The organism is Streptomyces sp. CNX435 (assembly GCF_059570575.1).
Genome location: NZ_JCANTA010000001.1, coordinates 86,557 through 108,750, shown reverse-complemented (window position 1 = coordinate 108,750; position 22,194 = coordinate 86,557). Strand labels below are relative to the sequence as shown.

The 22,194-nt window shown below is 73.8% G+C and carries 15 protein-coding genes; 5 read left to right on the top strand and 10 right to left on the bottom strand.

Annotated elements, in window-relative coordinates; translation table 11 throughout:
• Nucleotide 1: 1 nt before the first annotated feature.
• Nucleotides 2-2,770 (bottom strand): bifunctional acetate--CoA ligase family protein/GNAT family N-acetyltransferase, encoded by a 2,769-nt coding sequence (locus T328_RS00390; protein ID WP_496493745.1) that lies wholly within the window; start codon nucleotides 2,768-2,770, stop codon nucleotides 2-4.
• A gap of 223 nt (nucleotides 2,771-2,993) precedes the next feature.
• Between T328_RS00390 and T328_RS00385 the strand changes: the two genes are divergently transcribed.
• Nucleotides 2,994-3,278 (top strand): HPr family phosphocarrier protein, encoded by a 285-nt coding sequence (locus tag T328_RS00385; RefSeq protein ID WP_496493744.1) that lies wholly within the window; start codon nucleotides 2,994-2,996, stop codon nucleotides 3,276-3,278.
• A 117-nt stretch (nucleotides 3,279-3,395) separates the two neighbouring features.
• Here the strand turns inward: T328_RS00385 and T328_RS00380 are convergent, their stop codons facing one another.
• The 3 genes from T328_RS00380 to T328_RS00370 all read right to left on the bottom strand — a co-directional run bounded on the left by T328_RS00380 (nucleotide 3,396) and on the right by T328_RS00370 (nucleotide 7,097).
• The gene (locus tag T328_RS00380) at nucleotides 3,396-4,085 is read right to left on the bottom strand and encodes a GntR family transcriptional regulator (protein ID WP_496493743.1); all 690 of its coding nucleotides are present in this window, start codon (nucleotides 4,083-4,085) and stop codon (nucleotides 3,396-3,398) included.
• Nucleotides 4,086-4,311: 226 nt separating this feature from the next.
• Complete coding sequence (locus T328_RS00375) at nucleotides 4,312-5,676, bottom strand: M16 family metallopeptidase (RefSeq protein WP_496494282.1); 1,365 nt, start codon at nucleotides 5,674-5,676, stop codon at nucleotides 4,312-4,314.
• A 32-nt stretch (nucleotides 5,677-5,708) separates the two neighbouring features.
• Nucleotides 5,709-7,097, bottom strand: a complete 1,389-nt coding sequence (locus T328_RS00370; RefSeq protein ID WP_496493742.1) for a M16 family metallopeptidase — start codon at nucleotides 7,095-7,097, stop codon at nucleotides 5,709-5,711.
• Between the two features lie 177 nt (nucleotides 7,098-7,274).
• On the opposite strand from T328_RS00370, the gene T328_RS00365 reads away from it, so the two are divergent.
• From T328_RS00365 to T328_RS00355, 3 genes are all read left to right on the top strand, one after another.
• Nucleotides 7,275-9,728 carry a DNA gyrase/topoisomerase IV subunit A gene (locus tag T328_RS00365; protein ID WP_496493741.1) on the top strand — a complete coding sequence of 818 codons (2,454 nt, stop codon included), beginning with the start codon at nucleotides 7,275-7,277 and terminating at the stop codon, nucleotides 9,726-9,728.
• Nucleotides 9,729-9,912: 184 nt separating this feature from the next.
• Nucleotides 9,913-10,875 carry a threonine ammonia-lyase gene (locus tag T328_RS00360; protein ID WP_496493740.1) on the top strand — a complete coding sequence of 321 codons (963 nt, stop codon included), beginning with the start codon at nucleotides 9,913-9,915 and terminating at the stop codon, nucleotides 10,873-10,875.
• Nucleotides 10,876-10,959: 84 nt separating this feature from the next.
• Nucleotides 10,960-11,619 carry a DUF485 domain-containing protein gene (locus T328_RS00355; RefSeq protein ID WP_496493739.1) on the top strand — a complete coding sequence of 220 codons (660 nt, stop codon included), beginning with the start codon at nucleotides 10,960-10,962 and terminating at the stop codon, nucleotides 11,617-11,619.
• A gap of 89 nt (nucleotides 11,620-11,708) precedes the next feature.
• Here T328_RS00355 and T328_RS00350 read toward each other — a convergent pair whose 3' ends face one another.
• The 3 genes from T328_RS00350 to T328_RS00340 form a co-directional block, all read right to left on the bottom strand.
• Nucleotides 11,709-13,373, bottom strand: a complete 1,665-nt coding sequence (locus T328_RS00350) for an ATP-binding protein (RefSeq protein ID WP_496493738.1) — start codon at nucleotides 13,371-13,373, stop codon at nucleotides 11,709-11,711.
• 175 nt (nucleotides 13,374-13,548) lie between these two features.
• On the bottom strand, nucleotides 13,549-14,508 hold the full coding sequence (locus T328_RS00345) for a ferredoxin family protein (protein WP_496493737.1): 960 nt from the start codon (nucleotides 14,506-14,508) through the stop codon (nucleotides 13,549-13,551).
• A gap of 294 nt (nucleotides 14,509-14,802) precedes the next feature.
• The gene (locus T328_RS00340; RefSeq protein WP_496493736.1) at nucleotides 14,803-16,917 is read right to left on the bottom strand and encodes a DNA gyrase/topoisomerase IV subunit B; all 2,115 of its coding nucleotides are present in this window, start codon (nucleotides 16,915-16,917) and stop codon (nucleotides 14,803-14,805) included.
• Nucleotides 16,918-17,349: 432 nt separating this feature from the next.
• Between T328_RS00340 and T328_RS00335 the strand changes: the two genes are divergently transcribed.
• Nucleotides 17,350-17,580, top strand: coding sequence for a DUF7455 domain-containing protein (locus tag T328_RS00335; RefSeq protein ID WP_496493735.1), 231 nt, complete (start codon nucleotides 17,350-17,352; stop codon nucleotides 17,578-17,580).
• A gap of 157 nt (nucleotides 17,581-17,737) precedes the next feature.
• On the opposite strand, the gene T328_RS00330 is transcribed toward T328_RS00335, so the two are convergent.
• From T328_RS00330 to T328_RS00320, 3 genes are all read right to left on the bottom strand, one after another.
• Complete coding sequence (locus T328_RS00330) at nucleotides 17,738-18,577, bottom strand: S1 family peptidase (RefSeq protein ID WP_496493734.1); 840 nt, start codon at nucleotides 18,575-18,577, stop codon at nucleotides 17,738-17,740.
• Between the two features lie 182 nt (nucleotides 18,578-18,759).
• Nucleotides 18,760-21,153, bottom strand: coding sequence for a protein kinase family protein (locus T328_RS00325; protein WP_496493733.1), 2,394 nt, complete (start codon nucleotides 21,151-21,153; stop codon nucleotides 18,760-18,762).
• Entirely contained in the window at nucleotides 21,128-22,081 is a 954-nt protein-coding gene (locus T328_RS00320; RefSeq protein ID WP_496493732.1) for a patatin-like phospholipase family protein, read from the bottom strand. Before T328_RS00320 ends, T328_RS00325 begins: the two co-directional genes overlap by 26 nt.
• Between the last annotated feature and the right edge of the window lie 113 nt (nucleotides 22,082-22,194).

The window sequence follows — 22,194 nt, the reverse complement described above, 5'->3', positions numbered from 1 at the left end:
GTCAGTAGCGGGGCATGCGGCGGGCGCCGAGGTCGACGCGGGGTGGGGGCGGGGCCAGGCGGAGGGCGGCGGACAGCACGCTGACGCCCTGCGGGGCCACCACCGCCGGGGACAGCTCGACGGCGACGACCTCGGGGTGCTCGTCCACGAAGAGCGACAGCCGCAGCAGCAGCTCCTCCAGCGCCGCCGTGTCCACCGGCCGCGCGCCGCGCCAGCCGAAGAGCAGCGGTGCGCCCCGGACGGCGCGGATCAGCTCGGCGGCGTCGCGGTCGGTGGCCGGCACGAGCCGGTGCGCGAGGTCGCCGAGCAGTTCGGAGGGCGCGCCGGACAGGCCGAAGGACAGCACCGCTCCGACGCCGGGGTCGACGGTGGCACGTACGACGGTGTCGACGCCGCGCGGCGCCATGGCCTGCACCACCGGCTGCAGCTCGGCCGGGTCGCCGAGGGTGCCGGTCAGCTCGGCGTGGGCGAGCCGCAGTTGCTCCTCGCCGGCGAGGTCGAGCCGCACGCCGCCGAGGTCGGGGCGGTGCCGCAGGTGGACCGCGGTGGTCTTGAGCGCGACGGGGTAGCCGAGCCGGGCGGCGGCGTCCGCGGCGGCGTCCGGGTCGGGGGCGGGCAGCACGGGCAGCACGGTGATGCCGTACCGGCCCAGTACGCGCGCGGCGGCCTGCTCGGGTACGTCGAGGGGCACGCCCTCCGCCCGCCGTGCCCCTCCCGGCGCCCGGCCCGGCGGGCCCCCGTCTCCGGCGCCCGCCGCCGGGCGCTCCTCGCCCAGCAGCCGCGCGATGTCCGCCGCCGCCCCCGCCGGGTCCAGGTCCTCGTACTCCGGCACCTGCCCCGGGTCCGCCGCGCGGCGGCGCCACTGGGCGTGCCGTACCGCCTGGGCCAGGGCGCGCGCCGCCCGCTCCCCCGCCGGGTACGCCGGGATGCCGTCCGGCGGGGCCGCCAGGGCCTCCGGCAGGCCCTCGATCTCCAGGTGGACGACGGCCACCGGCTTCGTCGCACCGTCCGCCGCCGCGCGCAGCGCGTCCGCGAGGGCGCCCGCGTCCCCGGGGCCCCAGGGCATCGCCGTCACCAGCACCGCGTCGCAGCCCTCCGCCCCCAGCGCCTCCGCGACCGCGGCCCGGAAGTCCTCCGGCGCCGCCGCGGCGGTCAGGTCGCGCGGGGGCAGCGGGCGAAGCCCGGCCGCGCGGCAGGCGTCGTACGCGAGGAGGCCGAGGGAGTCGGAGTTGCCGACGATCGCGACGCGGGGCCCGGCGGGCAGCGGCTGGGCGGCGAGCAGGAGCCCGGTGTCGACGAGCTCGGTGACGGTGTCGACGGCGACGACCCCGGCCTGGCGCAGCAGCGCGCCGACGGTCTCGGCGGGCATCGACGTGCCGGGTACGGCGTGGCCGGGCGGCGTGCTGGCGCTGTGCCGGGCGCCCTTGACGACCACGACCGGCTTCTCCGCCGACGTGCGGCGGACGAGGCGGGTGAACTTGCGCGGGTTGCCGAGGGATTCGAGGTACATGAGGACGACGTCGGTGGCGGCGTCGTCGTGCCAGTACTGCAGCAGGTCGTTGCCGGAGACGTCCGCGCGGTTGCCGGCGGAGACGAACGTGGACACCCCGGCGAGCGCCGCGTCCGGCCGCCGGTGCAGCCCGGACAGCAGCGCGATGCCGATGGCGCCGGACTGGGTGAAGACCCCGATGCGGCCGGGGCCGGCGGGCTCGGGGGCGAGGGTGGCGTTCAGGCGTACGGGCGGGGCGGTGTTGAGGACGCCGAAGGCGTTGGGGCCGATGACCCGCATGCCGTGGCCGCGGGCCTGCCGTACGAGGTCGCGCTGGCGCGCCCGGCCGGCGGCGCCGGCCTCGGCGTAGCCGGAGGAGAGCACGACGAGTCCCTGCACGCCCTGTTCGCCGCAGTCGTCGACGACGTCGGGGACGCGGGCGGCGGGCACGGCGACGACGGCGAGGTCGACGGGCTCGTCGATGTCCCGTACGGAGCGGCGGGCGGGCACGTCCTCGGGCAGGAGCCGGTCCTGGCCCTCGGGGTACGCGCGGTTCACGGCGTAGACCCGGCCGGTGAAGCCGGCGGTGAGGAGGTTGGCGAGGACGGTGCGGCCGACGCCGCCGGGGCGGCGGCCGACGCCGACGACGGCGACGGAGCGGGGGGCGAGCAGCCGCTGTACGGACCGGGCCTCGGCGCGCTGCTCGCGGGCGTGCATGACGGCCAGCGACCGCTCGGTGGGCTCCAGCTCGAACTCCAGCCGGACGACGCCGTCCTCGAAGCTGCGCTTCTGGGTGTAGCCGGCGTCCGTGAACACCTTCATCATGCGGCTGTTGGCGGGCAGCACGTCGGCGACGAAGCGGCCCACGCCGCGTTCGCGGGCGCAGGCGGCGATGTGCTCCAGCAGCGCGGAGGCGACGCCGCGGCCCTGCTGGTCGTCCTGGACGAGGAACGCCACCTCGGCCTGCGGTGTGCTGTCGGCCGCCGGCTCGATGCGGTCGTAGCGGACGGTGGCGATGAAGGCGTCGCCGACGACGGCGGCCAGGCCCACCCGGTCGACGTAGTCGTGGTGGGTGAAGCGGTGCACGTCCTTGGCCGACAGCCGGGGGTGCGGGGCGAAGAAGCGCAGGTACTTGGACTCGTCGGAGACCCGGTCGAAGAACGCCACGAGACGGTCGGCGTCGTCCGGGACGATCGGCCTGATCTGTGCGGTGCCGCCGTCGCGCAACACGACATCGGCTTCCCAGTGGGTGGGATATTCGGGTGCCGCCGGGGTGGCCATGGGGCCCAGGTTACGGTCCGGGCACGCTGGCGGGAGCGGGCGCGGCAGGGCAGTCTGAGGTGACCGCGGAGCGTGCCGGGCACCGCGGGGCGGCCGGGGCGGGCTGGGCCGGCGGTGAGCGGAGCCCTGCTCCGGGGACGTAACGCACCGGCCGGGCGGGGTCCGGCCGGCTCGGCGCGCGTGCAAGAATGGTCTAGACAACTAGCAAGGGAAGGGCAACACCATGGTTGAGCGCCGCGTCACCGTCGGCTGGACCGAAGGGCTGCACGCCCGTCCCGCGTCGATCTTCGTGCGGGCGGCCACCGCCGCCGGCGTACCGGTGACGATCGCGAAGGCGGCCGACGGCAACGCCGTCAACGCCGCCTCGATGCTGGCCGTGCTGGGGCTGGGCGCCAAGGGCGGCGACGAGATCATCCTCGCCTCGGAGGACGACGCCTCCGACGTCGCGCTCGACCGGCTGGCGAAGCTGGTGCAGGAGGGGCTGGACGAGCTGCCCGAGACGGTCTGAGGACGATCCGAGCAAATCCGCCGACGGGACCGGCCGAAATGGCCGATTACCGACGATCGCATTTCCCCGGGGCCGGCAATTTCCCGGCACCCTGCATTTCCGCGGCGCACGACATTGTTACGGCTGGTCGCTTCCCGTGTTTACGGCATGTTTCCGGGAACTCACACGCACGGTCCTGCGCAATTCGTACGAGCCCGCAGAGCGCTCCACGTGCGCCACGGCCAGCCCTCTGGCCCGCTCCGCGTCACCGCGCGCGACGGCGTCGACGATCGCGCCGTGCTCGTCCCACGACTCCACGGACCGGGCCGCCGGCGAGGCCCCGTACAGCCAGGACACCTTCCGGCGCAGCTGCACCAGCAGCACGGTGAGGTTCCGGCTGCCGGTGGCCTGCGCCAGCGTCTCGTGGAACCACGTGCTCAGCGACGGCAGCTCCGCGACGTGCCCGCGCTGCGCCCGCTCCCTGCCGAGCCGCACGAGGCCGTGCAGCACCTTCAGATGGGCCTCCGTACGCCGCTGGGCCGCCCGGGCCGCGCCCAGCGGCTCCAGCAGCGCGCGTATCTCCAGCAGGTCGGCGGCGTCCTGCGCGGTGGGCTCGGCGACGCAGGCGCCGACGTGCCGCCGAGCGGTGACGAAGCCCTCCGACTCCAGCGTGCGCAGCGCCTCGCGGACCGGCACCCGCGAGACCCCGTACCGGCGGGCGAGGTGCTCCTCGGTGAGCCGGCCGCCCTGGGGGAAGAAACCCGAGACGATGTCGTCGCGGATGGCCGTACACACCGCCTGGGAAATTCCGCCGTTCACCGCGCACACCGCATAATCCACACCCCTCAGCCGCCCGGGTGAACAGTATGGCAGCGGTGGACGAATTCCGGCAGGAACGGGAAAGAGCCCGGCGGCGCCGCCGGGCTCTTTCCGGTCTGCTACGGGCCCACCGGCCTTTTACCGCGAAACGCAGAAGCCGGCGGGCGTCCGGCAGTCGGCTTCTCGGCGGTCGGCGTCTCGGCAGTCACCGTCTCGGCAGTCGCCGTCCCGGCACTCAGCCGGCGACGACCCGGACCTCGCCGATGCCCAGCTCCCGCACCTGCTCGGCGATCTTCTCCGCGTCGCCGACGAGCACCGTGACGAGCCGGTCGGTGGGGAACGCGCTCAGCACCGCCGCCGTGGCCTCCACCGTGCCGGTGGCGGCGAGCCGGGCGTACTGCGTGGCCTGGTAGTCGTCCGGGAGCTGCTGCTCGACCTGGTCGGCCAGCGTGCCGGCGACCGCGGCCGAGGTCTCGTACCGCAGCGGGGCCACACCGACCAGGAAGTCGGCCGCCGCGTCCCGCTCGGCGTCGGTCAGCCCGTCGGCCAGCGAGCGCAGCACCTGCCAGGTGTCCGCCAGCGCCGGGCCGGTCACGTCGGTCTCCACCGAGCCGCCGATGGCCAGCAGGGCGGCGCCGGTGCCGTCGGCCGGCGAGCGCAGCGACTGGGCGGAGGCGCGCACGCCGTAGGTGTAGCCCTTCTCCTCGCGCAGCACGACGTCCAGGCGCGAGGTGAGGGTGCCGCCGAGGCAGTACGTGCCGAGCAGCTGGGCGGGCCAGACGGCGTCGTGCCGGTCGGCGCCGACACGGCCGACGAGCACCTGCGTCTGGACGGCGCCCGGGCGGTCGACGACGACGACCCGGCCGGTGTCGTCCGCGGCCACCGGCGGCAGCGGGCGGGCCTCGGCGGGGGTGCCGGTCCAGGCGCCGAGGGTGCCGGCCAGCGCGTCGTCGACGTCGACGCCGGTCAGGTCGCCGACGACCACGGCGGTGGCGGTGGCGGGCCGGACGTGGGCGGCGTAGAAGGCGCGTACGGACGCGGCGTCGATCCGCGCGACGGACTCCTCCGTGCCCCAGCGGGGGCGGGAGAGGCGGTCGCCGGCGTCGAACAGCTCGGCGTACAGCGCCATCGCGGCCCGCCGGCCGGGGCTGGCCAGCTCGTGCGGGATCTCGTCCAGCCGGTTGGCGACCAGCCGCTCGATCTCGTCGTCCGGGAAGGCGGGCGCGCGCAGCGCGCCGGCGAGCAGCGCCAGGCCGCGGTGCAGCCGGGAGGCGGGGACCTCCAGGGAGACGCGGACGCCGGGGTGGTCGGCGTGCGCGTCCATGGTGGCGCCGCAGCGCTCCAGCTCGGCGGCGAACTCCTCGGCGCTGTGCTCGTCCGTGCCCTCGGAGAACCCGCGCGCCATGATCATGGCGACGCCGTCCAGGCCGGCGGGCTCCGCGTCCAACGGCGCGGCCAGGCACACCTCGACGGCGACGACCTGCTGGCCGGGGCGGTGGCAGGTGAGCACCGTGAGCCCGTTGCCGAGGGTGCCACGGTCCGGGGCCGGGAACGCCCAGGGCCGCGCCTCGCCGCCCTGCGGCCGGGAGTGGAAGTTCATCGTCGGGCCGGTCGTGCTGGTCGTCTCGGCGGTCACGCCTGAACCTCGTCTTCCTCGGTGCTCGCGGCGCCCGCGGCGCCGGCGTTCTCGTCGGTGTCGTCGGCGTCGTCGGCGCCCGCCTCCTGGGCCGTGGGCTCGTACACGAGCGCGGCGCGGTTCTCCGGGATCAGCCGCGCCTTGGCCACGGCCTGCACCTCCGCGGCGGTGACGCCGAGGATCCGCTCCACCGCGCCGAGCGCGAGCTCCGGGTCACCGAAGAGCACGGCGTAGCGGCAGAACTCGTCCGCCCGGCCGGCGACGGTGGCCAGCCGGTCCAGCCACTCGCGCTCCAGCTGCGCCTGGGCCCGCTCCATCTCCTCAGGCGTCGGCCCCTGTTCGGCGAAGCGGGCCAGCTCCTCGTCGACGGCGGTCTCGATGGCGGGCACCTCGACGCCGCCGGACGCCTTGACGTCCAGCCAGCCGAGCGACGGCGCACCGGCGAGCCGCAGCATCCCGAACCCGGCCGTGACGGCGAGCCGGTCGCGGCGCACCAGGCGGTTGTAGAGCCGCGAGGACTCGCCGCCGCCGAGCACGGTCAGGGCCAGGTCCGCGGCGTCGGCCTCGCGGGTGCCGTCCTCGGGCAGCCGGTACGAGGCCATCAGCGCCCGCGACGGCACCTCTTCGGCCACCGGCACGCGCTGCGCGCCGCCGAGGGTGTCGGGCAGCGAGCCGTCGCGCGGGGGCTGCTTGCCGTCATGCGCCGGGATGGAGCCGAAGTACTTCTCCACCCAGGCGAGCGTCTGCGCGGGGTCGATGTCGCCGACGACGGAGAGCACCGCGTTGCCCGGCGCGTAGTACGTACGGAAGAACTCCTGGCAGTCCGCGAGCGAGGTGGCGTCCAGGTCGGCCATCGAGCCGATGGGCGTGTGGTGGTACGGGTGGCCGTCGGGGTACGCCATCGCGGCGAGCTTCTCGAACGCCGTGCCGTACGGGACGTTGTCGTACCGCTGCCGGCGCTCGTTCTTCACCACGTCGCGCTGGTTGTCCAGGCTCTCCTGGGTGAGCGCGGTGAGCAGCGAGCCCATGCGGTCGGCTTCCAGCCACAGCGCCAGCTCCAGTTGGTGCGCCGGCATGGTCTCGAAGTAGTTGGTGCGCTCGAAGCTGGTGGTGCCGTTGAGCGAACCTCCGGCGGACTGCACCAGCTCGAAGTGGCCGTTTCCGGAGACCTGCGCCGAGCCCTGGAACATGAGGTGCTCGAAGAGGTGGGCGAGGCCGGTGCGGCCGGCCACCTCGTGGCGCGAGCCCACGTCGTACCAGATGCACACCGCGGCGACGGGCGTGAGATGGTCCTCGGAGAGGATGACCCGCAGCCCGTTGTCCAAGCGGTGTTCTTCCAGTGTCAGTCCGCCTGAGTTGGCCTGCGGGGTGGCCGTGTGACCCATGGGCATGGAGTCCCTTCGATCGCTGCTGTACGCGGCACACCGGACGTCCGGTGTCGCGCCCCCACTGTATGCCGGGGGCGGTGCGCCGGGTCGTGGTCGGCGATGTCGGCGCGTGGGTCCACAATGGGGGCGCACGCCGACCGCCCGTGAACGAGCCGATGAGGAGCAGCAGCCGAGATGGCCCGCCGCAGAAGCAGTGCCCCGCCGCCAGAGGAGTTCGAAGAGCGGATCCTCGACGTCGACGTCGTGGACGAGATGCAGGGCTCCTTCCTTGAATACGCGTACTCGGTCATCTACTCCCGCGCGCTCCCCGACGCCCGCGACGGCCTGAAGCCCGTACACCGCCGCATCCTGCACCAGATGAACGAGATGGGCCTGCGCCCCGACCGCTCGTACGTGAAGTGCGCGCGCGTCGTCGGGGAGGTGATGGGCCGGCTGCACCCGCACGGCGACTCCGCCATCTACGACGCGCTGGTGCGCATGGCACAGCCGTTCTCGATGCGGCTGCCGCTGGTCGACGGCCACGGCAACTTCGGCTCCCTCGGCAACGACGACCCGCCCGCGGCCATGCGCTACACCGAGTGCCGCCCGGCGCCCGCCGCGACGCTCATGGTCGAGTCGATCGACGAGGACACGGTCGACTTCACCGCGAACTACGACGGCAGCGAACAGGAGCCCGTCGCCCTGCCGTCCGCGTTCCCGAACCTGCTGGTGAACGGCGCCTCCGGGATCGCGGTCGGGATGGCGACCAACATGCCGCCGCACAACCTCGGCGAGGTCATCACCGCCGCGCGGCACCTCATCCGGCACCCCGGCGCCGACCTGGAGACCCTGATGCGGCACGTCCCGGGCCCCGACCTGCCCACCGGCGGCCGGATCGTCGGCCTCGACGGCATCCGGGACGCGTACGAGACGGGCCGCGGCAGCTTCAAGATCCGCGCCACCGCGACGGTGGAGCAGGTCTCCGCGCGCCGCAAGGGCATCGTCGTCACCGAGCTGCCCTTCACCGTCGGCCCGGAGAAGATCAGGGCCAAGGTCAAGGACCTCATCGGGGCGAAGCGGCTGCAGGGCATCGCCGATCTCAAGGACCTCACCGACCGCGTGCACGGCCTGCGGCTGGTCTTCGAGATCAAGAACGGCTTCCACCCCGAGGCCGTGCTGGAGCAGTTGTACAAGCTGACGCCGATGGAGGAGACCTTCGGCATCAACAACGTCGCGCTCGTCGACGGCCAGCCGCTCACGCTGGGCCTGAAGGAGCTGCTGGAGGTCTTCCTCGACCACCGCTTCACGGTGGTGCGGCGGCGCAGCGAGTTCCGGCGCACCAAGCGCCGCGACCGGCTGCACCTGGTGGAGGGCCTGCTCGTCGCGCTGCTCGACATCGACGAGGTCATCCGCATCATCCGGGCCAGCGAGAACGCCGCGCAGGCGAAGGAGCGGCTCATCGGCCACTTCTCGCTCTCCGAGATCCAGACGCAGTACATCCTGGACACGCCGCTGCGCCGGCTGACGAAGTTCGACCGGCTGGAGCTGGAGGCCGAGCGGGACCGGCTGACGGCGGAGATCGCCGAGCTGACGCGGATCCTGGAGTCGGACGCGGAGCTGCGCAAGCTGGTGTCCGGGGAGCTGTCGGCGGTGGCGAAGAAGTACGGGAGCGAGCGCCGTACGGTGCTGCTGGAGGCCGGCGGGGAGCCGGCCGCGGCGGTCCCGCTGGAGATGTCCGACGACCCGTGCCGGGTACTGATGTCGTCCACGGGGCTGCTGGCCCGTACCGCCAACGGCGATCCGTTCGGCGAGCCGGCGCCGGCGAAGCGGGTCAAGCACGACGTGATCGTCTCCGCCGTGCCGACGACGTCGCGGGCACACATCGGGGCGGTGACCTCGGCGGGGCGGCTGCTGCGGGTGTCGGTGATCGACCTGCCGGTGCTGCCGGAGACCGCGGCCCGGCCCAGTCTGGCGGGCGGCGCGGCGGTCGCGGAGTTCCTGACGCTGGCGGACGGCGAGAAGGTCATCTGCCTCACCACGCTCGACGAGTCCTCGCCCGGCCTGGCGCTGGGCACGGAGCAGGGCGTGGTGAAGCGGGTGGTCCCGGACTACCCGGCGAACAAGGAGGAGTTGGAGGTCGTCTCGCTCCGGGACGGCGACCGGATCGTCGGCGCGGCGGAGCTGCGCACGGGCGAGGAGGACCTCGTGTTCGTCACCAGCGACGCGCAGTTGCTCCGCTATCCGGCGGGCCAGGTGCGGCCGCAGGGCCGGCCGGCGGGCGGCATGGCGGGCGTGAAGCTGGGCGCGGGGGCGAAGGTGGTCTCGTTCCACGTGGTCGACCCGGCGGTGGAGGCGGCGGTGCTGACGGTCGCGGGGTCCTCGGGGGCGCTGGACGGGGCGTGGGTGCAGACGGCGAAGCTGACGCCGTTCGACCAGTTCCCGCGGAAGGGGCGGGCGACGGGCGGCGTGCGCTGCCAGCGGTTCCTGAAGGGCGAGGACTGCCTGACGTTCGCCTGGGCGGGCCCGGTGCCGGCCCGCGCGGCGGGGCGCACGGGGGGCCCGGTGGAGCTGCCGGAGCCGGACCCGCGCCGGGACGGCTCGGGGACGCCGCTGACGAAGGCGGTGACGGCGATGGCGGGCCCGGTGTAGACCCGCGGGCGCGGGGGTCGCGGGCCCGGGCGCGGGGTCGCAGGCGCGGGGTTCGCGGGGGTTGGCGGGCGCGGGCGTTGGCGGGCGTTGGCGGTACGGGGCGTCGGGCGCGGGGCGTCCGGCCGTCCGCGTGCTCCGTAAAAGCGCTCGACCCGCCGGTCACCGGCTGCGAGCGTGGGGTGCCATGAGGACTCCGACCGTCACCGACGCGCTGCTCGCCCGCCGGCTGCTCCGCGACGCGCTGCCACCGACCCCCCTGTGGTCGTACCCCGCGCTGGACCGGGGTGCGGCCGCGGCCGTGCTCGTCAAGCACGAGAACACCCAGCCGACGGGCGCGTTCAAGGTACGCGGCGGCCTCACCCTGCTCGCCTCGATGTCCGCCGCGGAGCGCGCCCGCGGCATCGTGGGCTATTCCACGGGCAACCACGCCCAGTCCCTCGCCTACGCCGCCGCCCGGCACGGGGCACCGTGCACGATCGTGATGCCGGAGCACCCCAATCACGGCAAGGCGCGCGCCGTCACCGCCCTCGGCGCGGAGCTGATCGAGCACGGCGCGACGTTCGACGAAGCCGGCCCGTACGCCGCCCGGTTGGCCGCCGAGCGCGGCGCCCGGCTGGTCAGCGCCGCCGACGAGCCGGAGATCGTCGCCGGGGTGGCCACCGCGTACCTGGAGCTGTTCGAGCAGGCGCCGGACCTGGACGCGGTGCTCGTCCCGGTCGGCAGCGGCAGCGGGGCCGCCGCCGCGTGCCTGGTGGCCGCGGCCGTCGCCCCGGGCTGCCGGGTGGTGGCGGTGCAGTCCGCGGCCTCCCCGGCGGCGTACGAATCGTGGCGCGCGGGCCGCCTCGTGGAGCGCCCCAACCGCACCCGCGCCGAGGGCCTGGCCACCGGCACCGGCTTCGCCCTGCCGCAGGCGCTGATGCGCGCCGGGCTCGCGGACTTCCTCCTCGTCGACGACGAGGACATCGCCCGCGCCCAGGGCAGCCTGATACGCGACGCGCACACGCTGGCGGAGGGCGCGGGCGCCGCGGCGTACGCGGCGCTGCACGCGCACCCGGACGCCTTCGCGGGACAGCGCGTCGCGGTCGTCTGTACGGGAGGGAACGCCCAGGAAGCGGAGATTGCCGGGGTCATTCACCTGAAGGTGTGAAGGACCGGGAATGCCCTGTCTGTGCTCTCCCCCTCGTGCCCATTCTGGGCGGGCGGCAACCCCGCCGAGCGAGGAGAGCACCCGGTGAACAACCCCGAGGGGCCCGAGAGGGCCCCGGCAGCCCCGCCCCACGATCCCTGGTCCGACCGGCCGGACGACGTACGCGCGTGGACCGGCCGGCCCGTCCCCGGCGACCGGCGCGAGCAGCTCTACGCGGCCGACGCCCCGGCACGGGAGCGGGCCTGGGACGGCTGGGAGCCGGAGCCCGTGCCGGCCGGCTCGCCCGTGCCGCCGGCCCGGGCCGCGGGCCGCCGCACCGCGGCGCCCGCGGGCGCCGGCGCGGACGGCACCGGCGGCTCGGTGGCGGAGTCCGCGCCGGACGACGACGTGTACTTCGCCGTCCACGCGGCCCCCGAGTTCCAGCGCGTACGCGGCTGGTACCTCCGCTTCGTCGTTCCGGCCGCGCTCGCGTTCCTCGCCTGGTACCTGTCGTACGTCGTCGCCGCCACCGTCGCCCCCGAGCTGATGGGCCGCCGGGTCGTCGGCCCGGTCAACGTCGCGCTGCTCACCGGCGTCGGCCAGTTCGCGACCACCTTCGTGCTCATCTGGGCGTACGCCAGGCACACCCGGCCGCGCCGCGACCCCGCCGCACTCGACCTGCGCTGGGACATGGCCATGCGCACCCGCCGCTCCGACGGCTACGTCGGGTGCCGTTCCGCCCTGCGGCGGGAGCCGCGCTGGTGACCGGGGAGTGCCGCCGCTCGCGCTGCCGCTGTTCTGCGCGTTCGTGGCGCTGACGGGGACGGGGGGCGGCGTAGCGGCGGAAGCGCGCTCTACGGGGCCGGCAGCCGCCGCGCCGGTACGGGCCCGGCCGCCGGCGCCAGCGCCTCCGGCAGCACGACGGTGAACTCCGCGCCGCCACCCGCCCGCTCGCCGGCCTCCGCGCCGCCGCCGTGCCGCTCCGCGAGCCGCCGCACCAGCGCAAGCCCGATGCCCCGCTTGCCGTGCGCGGGCGGCTCCTTGGTCGTCCAGCCGTCGGCGAAGACCAGCTCCCGCCGCTCCGCCGGCACCCCCGGCCCGGAGTCGGCGACCCGCAGCCGCACCGTGTCGCCGTCGGCCCGCAGGTCGACCTCGACCCGCGCGGCCGGCGAACCGATCGCCGCGTCCAGGGCGTTGTCGACGAGGTTGCCGACGATGGTGACCAGCCCGCGCGGGTCGACGGCCCGGTCCGGCAGCTCTCCGGTCAGCGCCAGCGTCACGCCCCGCTCCGCGGCGACGGTCGCCTTGCCGACGAGCAGCGCGGCCAGCAGCGGGTCGCGGATCCGGCCGGTCACCTGCTCCGCGGTGGCCCGGTGCCCGCCCGCGGCCTCGGCGATGTACTCGGTGGCCTCCTCCGTCATGCCCAGCTCCAGCAGTCCGAGCAGGATGTGCAGGTGGTTGGCGTGCTCGTGGTCCTGGGCGCGCAGCGCGTCGATGAGGCCGCGGGTGGAGTCGAGTTCGCGGCCCAGCTGCTCCAGCTCGGTGCGGTCGCGGAGGGTCGCGACGGCGCCGCCGTCGGCGGTGGGCATGCGGTTGGCGACGAGCACCCGCCCGTCGCTGACCGTCAGCAGGTCGGAGCCGGCGACCCGGCCGGCGAGCACGTCCGCGGTACGGCCCGGGCGCAGCACGTCGTCCAGCGGCCGGCCGGTGTGCGCGGGGTCGATGCCGAGCAGCCGGGCGGCCTCGTCGTTGACCAGCCGCAGCCGCCCGCCGCCGTCGAGCGCGACGACGCCCTCGCGGATGCCGTGCAGCATGGCCTCGCGCTCGTCGAGGAGGGCGGCTATGTCGGAGAACGCGAGGTCCCGGGTGCGGCGCTGGAGCCGGCGGGAGTGCGCGAAGGCGACCAGCGCCCCGACGGCCAGCGCGCCCCCCGCGTACGCGAGCACGCCGGGCACCGCCGCGATGAGCCGGTCGCGCACGCCCTCGTACGGGATGCCGACCGAGACCGCGCCGACGATCCTGCCCTCCCGGTCGTAAAGCGGCACCTTGCCGCGGGCGGTGCGCCCCATGGTGCCGGTGTCGATGCCCATCCACTCCCGGCCGGCCAGCGCGACGGAGGGATCGGTGGAGACGCGGTGGCCGACGCGGTCGGGCCGGGTGTGGGACCAGCGCACGCCGCGGTTGTCCAGCACGACGACGTACTCGGCACCGGTGGCCTTCCGGATCCGCTCGGCGCGGCGCTGCACGGGGCCGTCCGGGGTGGCGGGAGTGGTCAGCACGGCCTCGGCGAGGCCGGGTTCGACGGCGGTGCTCTGCGCGATGGCCATCGCGCGCCGCATCACCTGCCGGTCCAGCTCGGCGCTGTACGGCGCGAGGAACAGTGCGGCGGCGAGGATCGTGACACCGGTGGCCAGGGCCAGCTGCATGAGCAGGATCTGGGACGAGACCCGCCGCGGCCAGCCGAGCCGCCGGCCGGGGCCGCGGTGCTCGCCGCGGCGTGCGGTCGACGTTGCGCCCATGAGCGCGAACCGTAACCGACCGGGACGCTACGGGCACTCCCCCGGACGCGTATCGCGCTACCGACCGCGAACGTTCCGGCCCCGCCCCGGCGCTGGCCACGGTGCTGCCCCGGCGCCAGCCCGAAGCCCTCCCAAACTCTCCCCGCACGCCCACCCAAGGGCAGCCGCCCGGCGCTCAGTGCGGGTGCGGCGTCCCCGCGGCCATATGGATCTGGGCCAGCGGCGCGGCGCCGCAGCTCGCCGGGGTGGCCACCGCGGCGGCGTGCGGGGCGACGGGCACGTCCCAGCCGCGGCCGTCGCGGTGCGCGACGGTCACGCGCCAGCCGGCACCGTCACCGTCACCGCCGCTGTCCGCGCCCCCGTCCCCGTCGCCATCGCTTTCGGTGCGTACGACGGCGAGGTCGTCCGCGCCGTACGCACCGGTCGCCCGGCGCACCGCCAGCTCCGCCGCCTGCCCGGGCCGGTCCCAGGTGGAGCGCCCGCGGCAGCCGTCGGGGACGACCAGCCCGGAGGCGAGCGACTCGACGACCTCCTTGACGCCGTGTGGGGTCATGCGGCCGTAGGCGTAGCCGTGCGGCAGGAGGAGCAGCGTGGGCGAGAAGCGGTGGCCGCCGATGTGGGTGATCTCCCAGGTCTCGGTGCCTCCGGCGGCGTGCAGGTCGGCGGCGAGGGGGCGGCCGAGGAGCGCGCAGCAGCGGTCGCGCCGGCCGTTGGTGCAGACGAACACCGGAGGGTCGCCGCGGTACGGGCCGGCGCCGAGGGCGGCGTCGAAGCCGGCGTGCTCGCCGCGGCCGAGGGCGGCGAGGTCGAGGCCGGTGAGGTGCGCGGGGTCGCGGACCTCGGTGGCGCGGATCCACGTGCCGCCGGGGGCGGTGTGGGCGGCGAGGACGCGGCGGCTGGCGGGGCGGCGGACGTCGGCGTGCCGGCCGGGCTGGCGGATGAGCGCGACGCGCACGCCGGTGCCCTCGGCGCGCTCCTCCAGCGCGCGGCCGACCTCGGGGTCGAGGTGGCTCTGGGTCAGCGCCTCGTTCCCCCACGGGCCGGTCTGCTCGACGAGCAGCCAGGTCGCGGCGACGGCCGCGGTCCCGGCGAGCGGTTCGGCCAGCTCCCCGGAAGCGGTCGCGCACGTACTCACGAAGGTGAGCCTAACCGTTCTTCAACGCCCCGTCCCGCGCGGCCCGTCCGTCCCGGTGATCCCGTACGCCTCTGGCACCACACCGCCGCCCCATGCTGCTGCCCGCCGTGTTCCCGCGAGCGCTTCCCTCAGCCGGAGCGCTTCTCCCGCTACCTGCGCCCGGACGAGCCGCGGCTCCGCCTGCCTGTACCAGGGTGAGGAGCCGGGCCTGCCGGAGGCGGCGGTGCCGCGGGACCCCATCGCCGACCCGACGCACTTCCGCTCCGAGGGCCGTGCACCTGGCCCGGCCGCGCCTCAGGTGTCGATCCGCGAACGGTCCAGGGTGGCCGCCGAGTTGGTGATGAACTCCTTGCGGGGGGCGACCTCGTTGCCCATCAGCAGGTTGAACACCTGCTCGGCGGCCTCCAGGTCGCTGATGTTGATCCGCCGCAGCGTGCGGTACCGCGGGTCCATCGTGGTCTCGGCGAGCTGGTCGGCGTCCATCTCGCCCAGGCCCTTGTAGCGCTGGATGGAGTCCTTGAAGCGCGTGCCCTTGCGCTGCAGGTCGAGCAGGGTCTCGCGCAGCTCGCTGTCCGAGTAGGTGTAGATGTACTTGTCCTGGCCCTTCTTGGGCTGGACCAGCTCGATGCGGTGCAGCGGGGGCACCGCGGAGAAGACCCGGCCCTCCTCGACCATCGGGCGCATGTAGCGCTGGAAGAGGGTGAGCAGCAGGGTGCGGATGTGCGCGCCGTCGACGTCGGCGTCGGCGAGGAAGATCACCTTGCCGTAGCGCGCCTGGTCGATGTCGAACGTCCGCCCGGAGCCGGCCCCTATCACCTGGATGATCGCGCTGCACTCGGCGTTCTTGAGCATGTCCGCGACCGACGCCTTCTGGACGTTGAGGATCTTGCCGCGGATCGGCAGCAGCGCCTGGAACTCGGAGTTGCGCGCGAGCTTGGCCGTGCCCAGCGCGGAGTCGCCCTCGACGATGAACAGTTCGGAGCGCTCCACGTCGTCGCTGCGGCAGTCCGCGAGCTTGGCGGGCAGCGATGAGGACTCCAGCGCGGTCTTGCGGCGCTGCGCCTCCTTGTGCTGCCGGGCGGCGATCCGGGTACGGGCGGCGGCCACGGCCTTCTCCAGCACCGCGCGCGCCTGCTGCTTGGCGTCCCGCTTGGTGGAGGTCAGGAACGCCTTCAGCTCCTTGGCGACGACCTGGGAGACGATCCTGGACGCCGCCGAGGTGCCGAGCACCTCCTTGGTCTGGCCCTCGAACTGCGGCTCGGCGAGCCGGACCGTGACCACCGCGGTCAGGCCCTCCAGCGCGTCGTCCTTGACGATGTCGTCCTCGGCGACGCGCAGCAGCTTCAGGCCGCGCAGGGCGTCGTTGACCGTGCGGGTCAGGGAGCGCTCGAAGCCGGTGACGTGGGTGCCGCCCTTGGGGGTGGCGATGATGTTGACGAAGGAGCGGATCGTGGTGTCGTACCCGGTGCCCCAGCGCAGCGCGATGTCGACGCCGAGGTCGCGGGTGACCTCGGTGGGCGTCATGTGCCCGCGGTCGTCGAGCACCGGGACGGTCTCCTTGAACGTGCCCTGTCCCGACAGCCGCAGCACGTCGCAGACGGGGCGGTCGGAGGCCAGGAACTCGCAGAACTCGCTGATCCCGCCGTCGTAGCGGAAGGTCTCCGCGGTGTGCTCGCCCTTGTCGGCGGAGCGCTCGTCGCGCACGACGAGGGTGAGGCCGGGGACGAGGAAGGCGGTCTGCCGGGCACGCGCGTGCAGGTCGTCGAGGGACAGCTCGGCGTCCTTGAGGAAGATCTGCCGGTCCGGCCAGAAGCGGACGCGGGTGCCGGTCCTGGTCTTGGGGATCTTCTTGCCCTTGACCATGCCGCTGGCCGGCTCGAAGGCGGCGCCGGGGCCCTGGCCCGAGAACCGCCCGGGGACGCCGCGGCGGAAGCTCATCGCGTGCGTCCTGCTGGAGAGGTCGACCTCGACGTCGAGCCGGGCGGACAACGCGTTGACCACGGAGGCACCGACGCCGTGCAGGCCGCCGGAGGCCGCGTACGCGCCGCCGCCGAACTTGCCGCCGGCGTGCAGCTTGGTCATGACGACCTCGACGCCGGACAGGCCGGTCTTCGGCTCGACGTCGACGGGGATGCCGCGGCCGTCGTCACCGACCTGCACGGAGCCGTCGGCGGCGAGCAGGACCTCGATGTTCCGGCAGTATCCGCCGAGAGCCTCGTCGACCGAGTTGTCGATGATCTCCCACAGACAGTGCATGAGCCCGCGGCTGTCGGTGGAGCCGATGTACATGCCGGGCCGCTTGCGGACGGCCTCGAGTCCCTCCAGAACGAGCAGGTGCCGCGCGGTGTAGTTGGAACCGTCGCGCTCGGCGGCGGCCAGCACGGACGGCACGGACGTGTCGGCGGTCACTCAGTTCGCTCCTCGCTGAATTCGGGCCCGGGTGGCGGTGGCGGGCCTCATCTGCCGGTCAGAGGGTACCGAGGCTCTATAGAGCCGGTACGCAGCCACCCGCATGTGAGTCGATACTAGTCCCGTTTCGAGTACATGTTCGATCCCTCGGAGGGGTGATTCGTTTATCACGTTCCCTTACACGCATGAACCATTTAGGCTCCGGGCACGTCCTCCTGAACAACCGGCGACCCGGCCGGGGAGGCCAACGAGGACCAAAGGCGCTCAATACAGCACAAGCACGACAAGCACTACGGCTCATCCGCCGCCACCTGGCGACATCGGCCCTGGTGACGGAGGCTTTCCCGATTCCGACCCACGAGCGGGAACGTTTTCGGCCTGGTTGGATGTTGACCCTGGTACGACAGCTCGTCGAGCTAGAGAAGAGGCGACGTGACTACTGTTCTGACTCCCGCAAGCCCGCTGACGGCCGCCGACCGGTGCGACCGCTGCGGAGCCCAGGCTTACCTGCGCGTTGTCCTGACGAGCGGCGGCGACCTGCTCTTCTGCGCGCACCACGGCCGTAAGTTCGAGCCGGAGCTCAAGAAGATCGCTGCCGAGATACAGGACGAGACGGAGCGGCTGCAGGCCGCTCCGGCGTCGGCGCCCGCCGACGAACGCTGACGTCTCGACGTCAGCCCGACGAGCCTCGTCCGGCCCCGGGCCGGACATGGGCGGTCACCCCGGTGGGGGTGGCCGCCTCGTCGGTTTACGGGGGCGGCCGACCGGGCCGTGGCCGGCGTCGATGTGCGGGGCGGCCGTGGGCGGCGCCTCCACGGCTTCAGGGCGCCTTGGCGGGCAGGTGCTCCCTGACGGTCTCCACGACCGCGGAGATGCGCGTGTAGACCCCCGGACGGCCCTTCTGCCCGCAGCCCTGCCCCCACGAGACCAGGCCCACCAGCCGTCCCCGTACGACCAGCGGGCCGCCGCTGTCGCCCTGGCAGGCATCCCGGCCGCCGCGCATCAGCCCCGCGCAGACCATGGACGCGGCGACGTAGCGTCCGTCGGAGCTGCCCGGGTACGCCCGCTCGCAGGCGGCGTCCGGCAGCACCTCGACGTCCGCGGCGTGCAGCGCCGTGGGGTAGCTGGCGTCGCCCTCGGTGTCCCCCCAGCCGTAGACCCGGGCCGGCGAACCCGGCTCGTACGCCGGGTCGTCCGGCTTCGCCGCCAGCTCCAGGAAGCGCCCGGCCTTCGCCGGGCGCGCCAGGCGCAGCACGGCGAGGTCGCCGGCGTTGGTCCTGCCGTCGTAGTCGGGGTGCAACCACACCCGCTCGATGGCCAGCTCCCGCCCGGCGGTGCTCCCGAGGTCCCCGCGGCCGGCCACGACGGCCAGGTCGCCGACCTTCCTCCAGGGCACGCCGAGCGTCTTCTCGGCCAGGCAGTGCGCGGCCGTCAGCACGACCTCGGGAGACACCAGCACGCCCGCGCAGAACTGCCCCGACCGCTCGTCGCCGAAGAGCTTCCGGCTGGTCAGCGCGACGGTCCAGGGGCTGTCGTCGATCCGTACCGGACGCCCCCCGACCACCACTCCGTCCGCCGCCGCCGGCGACGCCTGCCCGAGCAGGGCTGAGGGCAGCAGCACGGCGACGGCGGCGGCTATCGAGTGTGGACGCAGGCGCATGGGGTCTCCCTGACGACGTGAGACTTCGAGTGGTCGTTCCACTCAGCCTCAGTCAGCAGGGCGCGGCCCGCACCTCGGTCGCACCGGCCGCGGGACCCGGGGCGCAGCGCTTGACCTGCGGCGACACGGGTCCGGGCGCGGCGTGGCATCCGAACTACCCGCGGCTGGGGAATGCCCCGCGGTCACGGCGTCGCCGGCGCCGCGGGTGCCCCGGGTGCCTGGGTCGCCGTCGCCGCCGTCAGGTGGCGCAGCCGTTCGGAGGCGAGACAGGCGCGGGTCAGGATGGTGCGTACCTCGTCGGCAGGGCTGCCGCTGCACCGGGCGAAGTAGAAGATCACGACGTTGATGGCGGCCACGGAGCCGGCGTAGATGGGGACGTCCTTCGCGGTGTCCACGTAGATCGACAGCCCGATGCCCCAGCAGGCGACGGCGTAGAAGCCGGCCGTCAGCGTCCAACTGTAGAGCGCGTCGAGGCCGGCGATCCGGCCCTGCGGCACCGTGCCCAGTTGCCTGCCGCGGGCCTCGGCGATGGACGCGCGGGCGAAGGCGAGGCAGGCGGCGTTGCACAACGCGGTGGAGAGGATGCCGATCGCGGTGCAGATGGGCCACCAGTCGCGGTGGAACAGCGTGGCCGACAACACCAGGACGGCTGGGACGAGGGTGAACAGCCGCATCGCGACCTCCGCCAGCACGGCCCGCCGGCTCAGCCTCCCCTGCTGCCGGCCGGCGACGAGCGGGGTGAGGCCTGCGAAGAGGTTCTGGTAGTACCGGGCACCGGCCAGCAGGAAGCTCATGGCGACCATGCGCACGGGTGCGTTGGCGGAGTGGTCGGGGATGGTGTAGCCGTCCAGCCGCAGCGCGTCGAGCAGCGGAAGCTCCTCCTCGCCCGCGCTGTTGGTGCGCTGCAGCAGGGTGATGTAGTTGTTGCCCCAGCTCCAGTTGAGGTCGCGCAGCCAGTACGTGATGACGATGCTGGCCGCGACGTACCAGGCCGCGGCCGACAACCAGGAGAAGAACAGCAGCCAGCGCACGTGCATACCGCGGTGCGGGTCGCTGTAGAGCGACTGGGTGCGCCGGATCCGCCACATCTGGAGCTGCTGCCGCGGTGCCCCGGCGAGCGGCGTGTACAGGCGGACGAAGCGGGTGCCGGCGCTCTGCGCGCGGGTCGCCTCGACGGCCGCCAGCTCCTCTTCGTAGAAGTGCAGCAACTGCGGGTAGAGCCGCTCCCCCGGCGTGGGCCGGAACAGCAGCAGCCGGTTCTCCGGGACGCGGTCGGTGAGGTCTTCGATGAAGCGGGCCAGGAGCGGCGTCTCGGCGTAGAAGGCGTCGGGTACGGTCACGGCGCCGGCTCCGGCCGTCTCCCGGTGCCCGCCGCCGATGGCGATGAGGAGTTGCCCGACGGAGTACAGGTCGGCCTGCCGGGGGTCGACCACCATGGTCTCGCTGCGCACCTCGGGCGCGACGAACGCCGCGTCCGGGCCGCCGGAGCCGGGTACCGCGTGGGAGTACAGGTAGTTGACCCCGAGGTCGATGAGGACGAAGCGGCGGCCCCCGGCACCCGTACCGCTGCCCGGCCCGGAGCCGGAGCCGGAACCGGAGCCGGAACCGGAACCGGAGCCGCTGAGGATGACGTTGGACGGGGAGAGGTCGCCGTGCCGCAGGCCGCACCGGTCGAGCTCGTCCAGCACCCCGAGCAGCCGGGGCCCGAGGTCGCGTAGCAGATCGAGCCGGATACGCGGGCTGTCCGGCTGGTGGCTCAGGTACTCCGCCAGCGTCTCGCCCGGCACGAAGTCCATCAGGATCCACCGCCCGCTGCTCGCCCAGGCGCGCGCCATCGGCAGCGCCTCGGTCGCCGCATCCTCCCCCGCGCGGACGTCGCCGTAAGCAGCGCGGTAGTCGCGGGTGGCCCGGACGATGGTCGGCACCCGCAGGTACGGGAAGACGATGCACTTGAGCGCGAACGGGATACGCCGGCCGTGCGCCCGGCGCAGCGGGAGGCCGGTGAGGATGAACGACGTCGTGCCGTGGCGGTGGAAGTGCAGCGTCTCGATGTCGACGTCGCGCCAGGCGTCGAGGGTCACGGCGTCCTCGTCCGCGCTGCCCTCCACGTCGGGTAGGGGGGTGTCGGGCGCGTACAGCGTGCGTATCGCCTCCCGCACGGCCGGGTCCGCCACCGCCGGTGCGCACAGGGCCGCGCAGTCGTGCGGCGTCCGCTCACCCTGGTCGTAGCGGCGCTGGTAGGAGTGAGCCAGCGACGCCAGGGTGAGGAGGAGTAGCCCGAGATATCCGTTGACCGCACGGAACTCGCTGCGAAACGGCTCCGGTCGCGAGGCGAATTCCGTACGCCAGCGGGCCACCTGTTCGATGACCGTTTCCCACGACTGCTCGAACTCGCCGCTAAAGCTGTGCGCCTCGAACGGCAGGCCGAAAAGGACCCTGCTCCAGTCCTCCCGGCGCCACGCGCATAACTCGTTCTCTTCCCGGGTCGCCGCCCCGGCGCCGCCCGGTGCGGACGAAACCGGACATAAGGCTCGGATGATCGCGCGGAGATTACGCGCGCTGCCGGTTGTTGGCATCGTCCTTCGTCACGATGGTCAGTTGGGGTACGGCACGAATACGGCCGTTCTTTATCAGCTCGGGGTCTTTGCCCTCGACGGCACAGAACATCACCTCGTACCCGCCGCGGGCGCCGCTGAGGATCCGGCCGGAATCCAGCTCATGCCGCTTGACCTGCGGCATCCACGACATGGGCGCGAGGTCGAGCACGTACGGGGCGTCGCCCGGCTCCGTCATCCGCCGCTGCAGCGTGACGCGCTCGTCCCGGTAGCGGACGATCGCCTCGCCGTAGCCCCGGCCGAGGCCGGCGCGGATGCGGTCGAGATGACGGATCGCCCAGCGCTGCGAAACCGAGAGCTTCTGCGACGGCGACTGGATGGGGCGGGTGCTCAGAGACAGCACGTGCGTGCAGCCGTCCTCCAGCGCCAGCTTGTACGGGTGCGGAGTGAGGACGCCGCCGTCGACCGCCCGGGAGCCGCGGAAGTCGGCCGTACCGCGCAGCGCGACCGGGAGCCAGGCGCTGGCGACGAGGGCGGAGCGCAGGTCCGCGCGCGACGTGAAGTCGTTGACGGCGGCGGTGCGGATCTCGTCGACGAGGGTGACGGCGACGTGGAGCCTGGTCGGGGAGGCGATGACCTTCTCGTACCCCAGGGGCTTGACGTTGTCGACGACCTCGAACGCGTAGTCCAGGTCCATGATGCGGCCGCGCAGCGCGCGCCGGAAGTCGACGAACGTCCGGGTGGCGAGGTCGTCGTAGTAGATCGAAAGCGGATACCAGGTCTCGCCGTTGAGGAAGTACGCGCTGTTGATGGCACCGGAAGACGCGGAATATATGGTGTCGAACGCTTGATTGAGTCCGCAATCCTCCAGGGCGCAGAGCATGGCGGCCGAGACCACGCCCCGGATGCCGCCCCCCTCGACGGCCAGCCCGATCTTGAGGTCGTCCACGGGCTTGTCGTGCGTATGTCCCTTTTCCCGGCGACGACGTAAGGCAGTCAGCACAGGATGGTCCGCGTGCCACGGCATGGCACTACTCATGAGTCATATCCTCCCTGAGGATC

What these genes read in the sequence shown, in the direction of transcription:
- T328_RS00390 (WP_496493745.1), bottom strand. Translation starts at nt 2,770, where the DNA reads ATGGCCACCCCGGCGGCACCCGAATATCCCACCCACTGGGAAGCCGAT.
- T328_RS00385 (WP_496493744.1), top strand. Translation starts at nt 2,994, where the DNA reads ATGGTTGAGCGCCGCGTCACCGTCGGCTGGACCGAAGGGCTGCACGCC.
- T328_RS00375 (WP_496494282.1), bottom strand. Translation starts at nt 5,676, where the DNA reads ATGAACTTCCACTCCCGGCCGCAGGGCGGCGAGGCGCGGCCCTGGGCG.
- T328_RS00370 (WP_496493742.1), bottom strand. Translation starts at nt 7,097, where the DNA reads ATGGGTCACACGGCCACCCCGCAGGCCAACTCAGGCGGACTGACACTG.
- T328_RS00365 (WP_496493741.1), top strand. Translation starts at nt 7,275, where the DNA reads ATGGCCCGCCGCAGAAGCAGTGCCCCGCCGCCAGAGGAGTTCGAAGAG.
- T328_RS00360 (WP_496493740.1), top strand. Translation starts at nt 9,913, where the DNA reads ATGAGGACTCCGACCGTCACCGACGCGCTGCTCGCCCGCCGGCTGCTC.
- T328_RS00350 (WP_496493738.1), bottom strand. Translation starts at nt 13,373, where the DNA reads ATGGGCGCAACGTCGACCGCACGCCGCGGCGAGCACCGCGGCCCCGGC.
- T328_RS00330 (WP_496493734.1), bottom strand. Translation starts at nt 18,577, where the DNA reads ATGCGCCTGCGTCCACACTCGATAGCCGCCGCCGTCGCCGTGCTGCTG.
- T328_RS00325 (WP_496493733.1), bottom strand. Translation starts at nt 21,153, where the DNA reads ATGCCAACAACCGGCAGCGCGCGTAATCTCCGCGCGATCATCCGAGCC.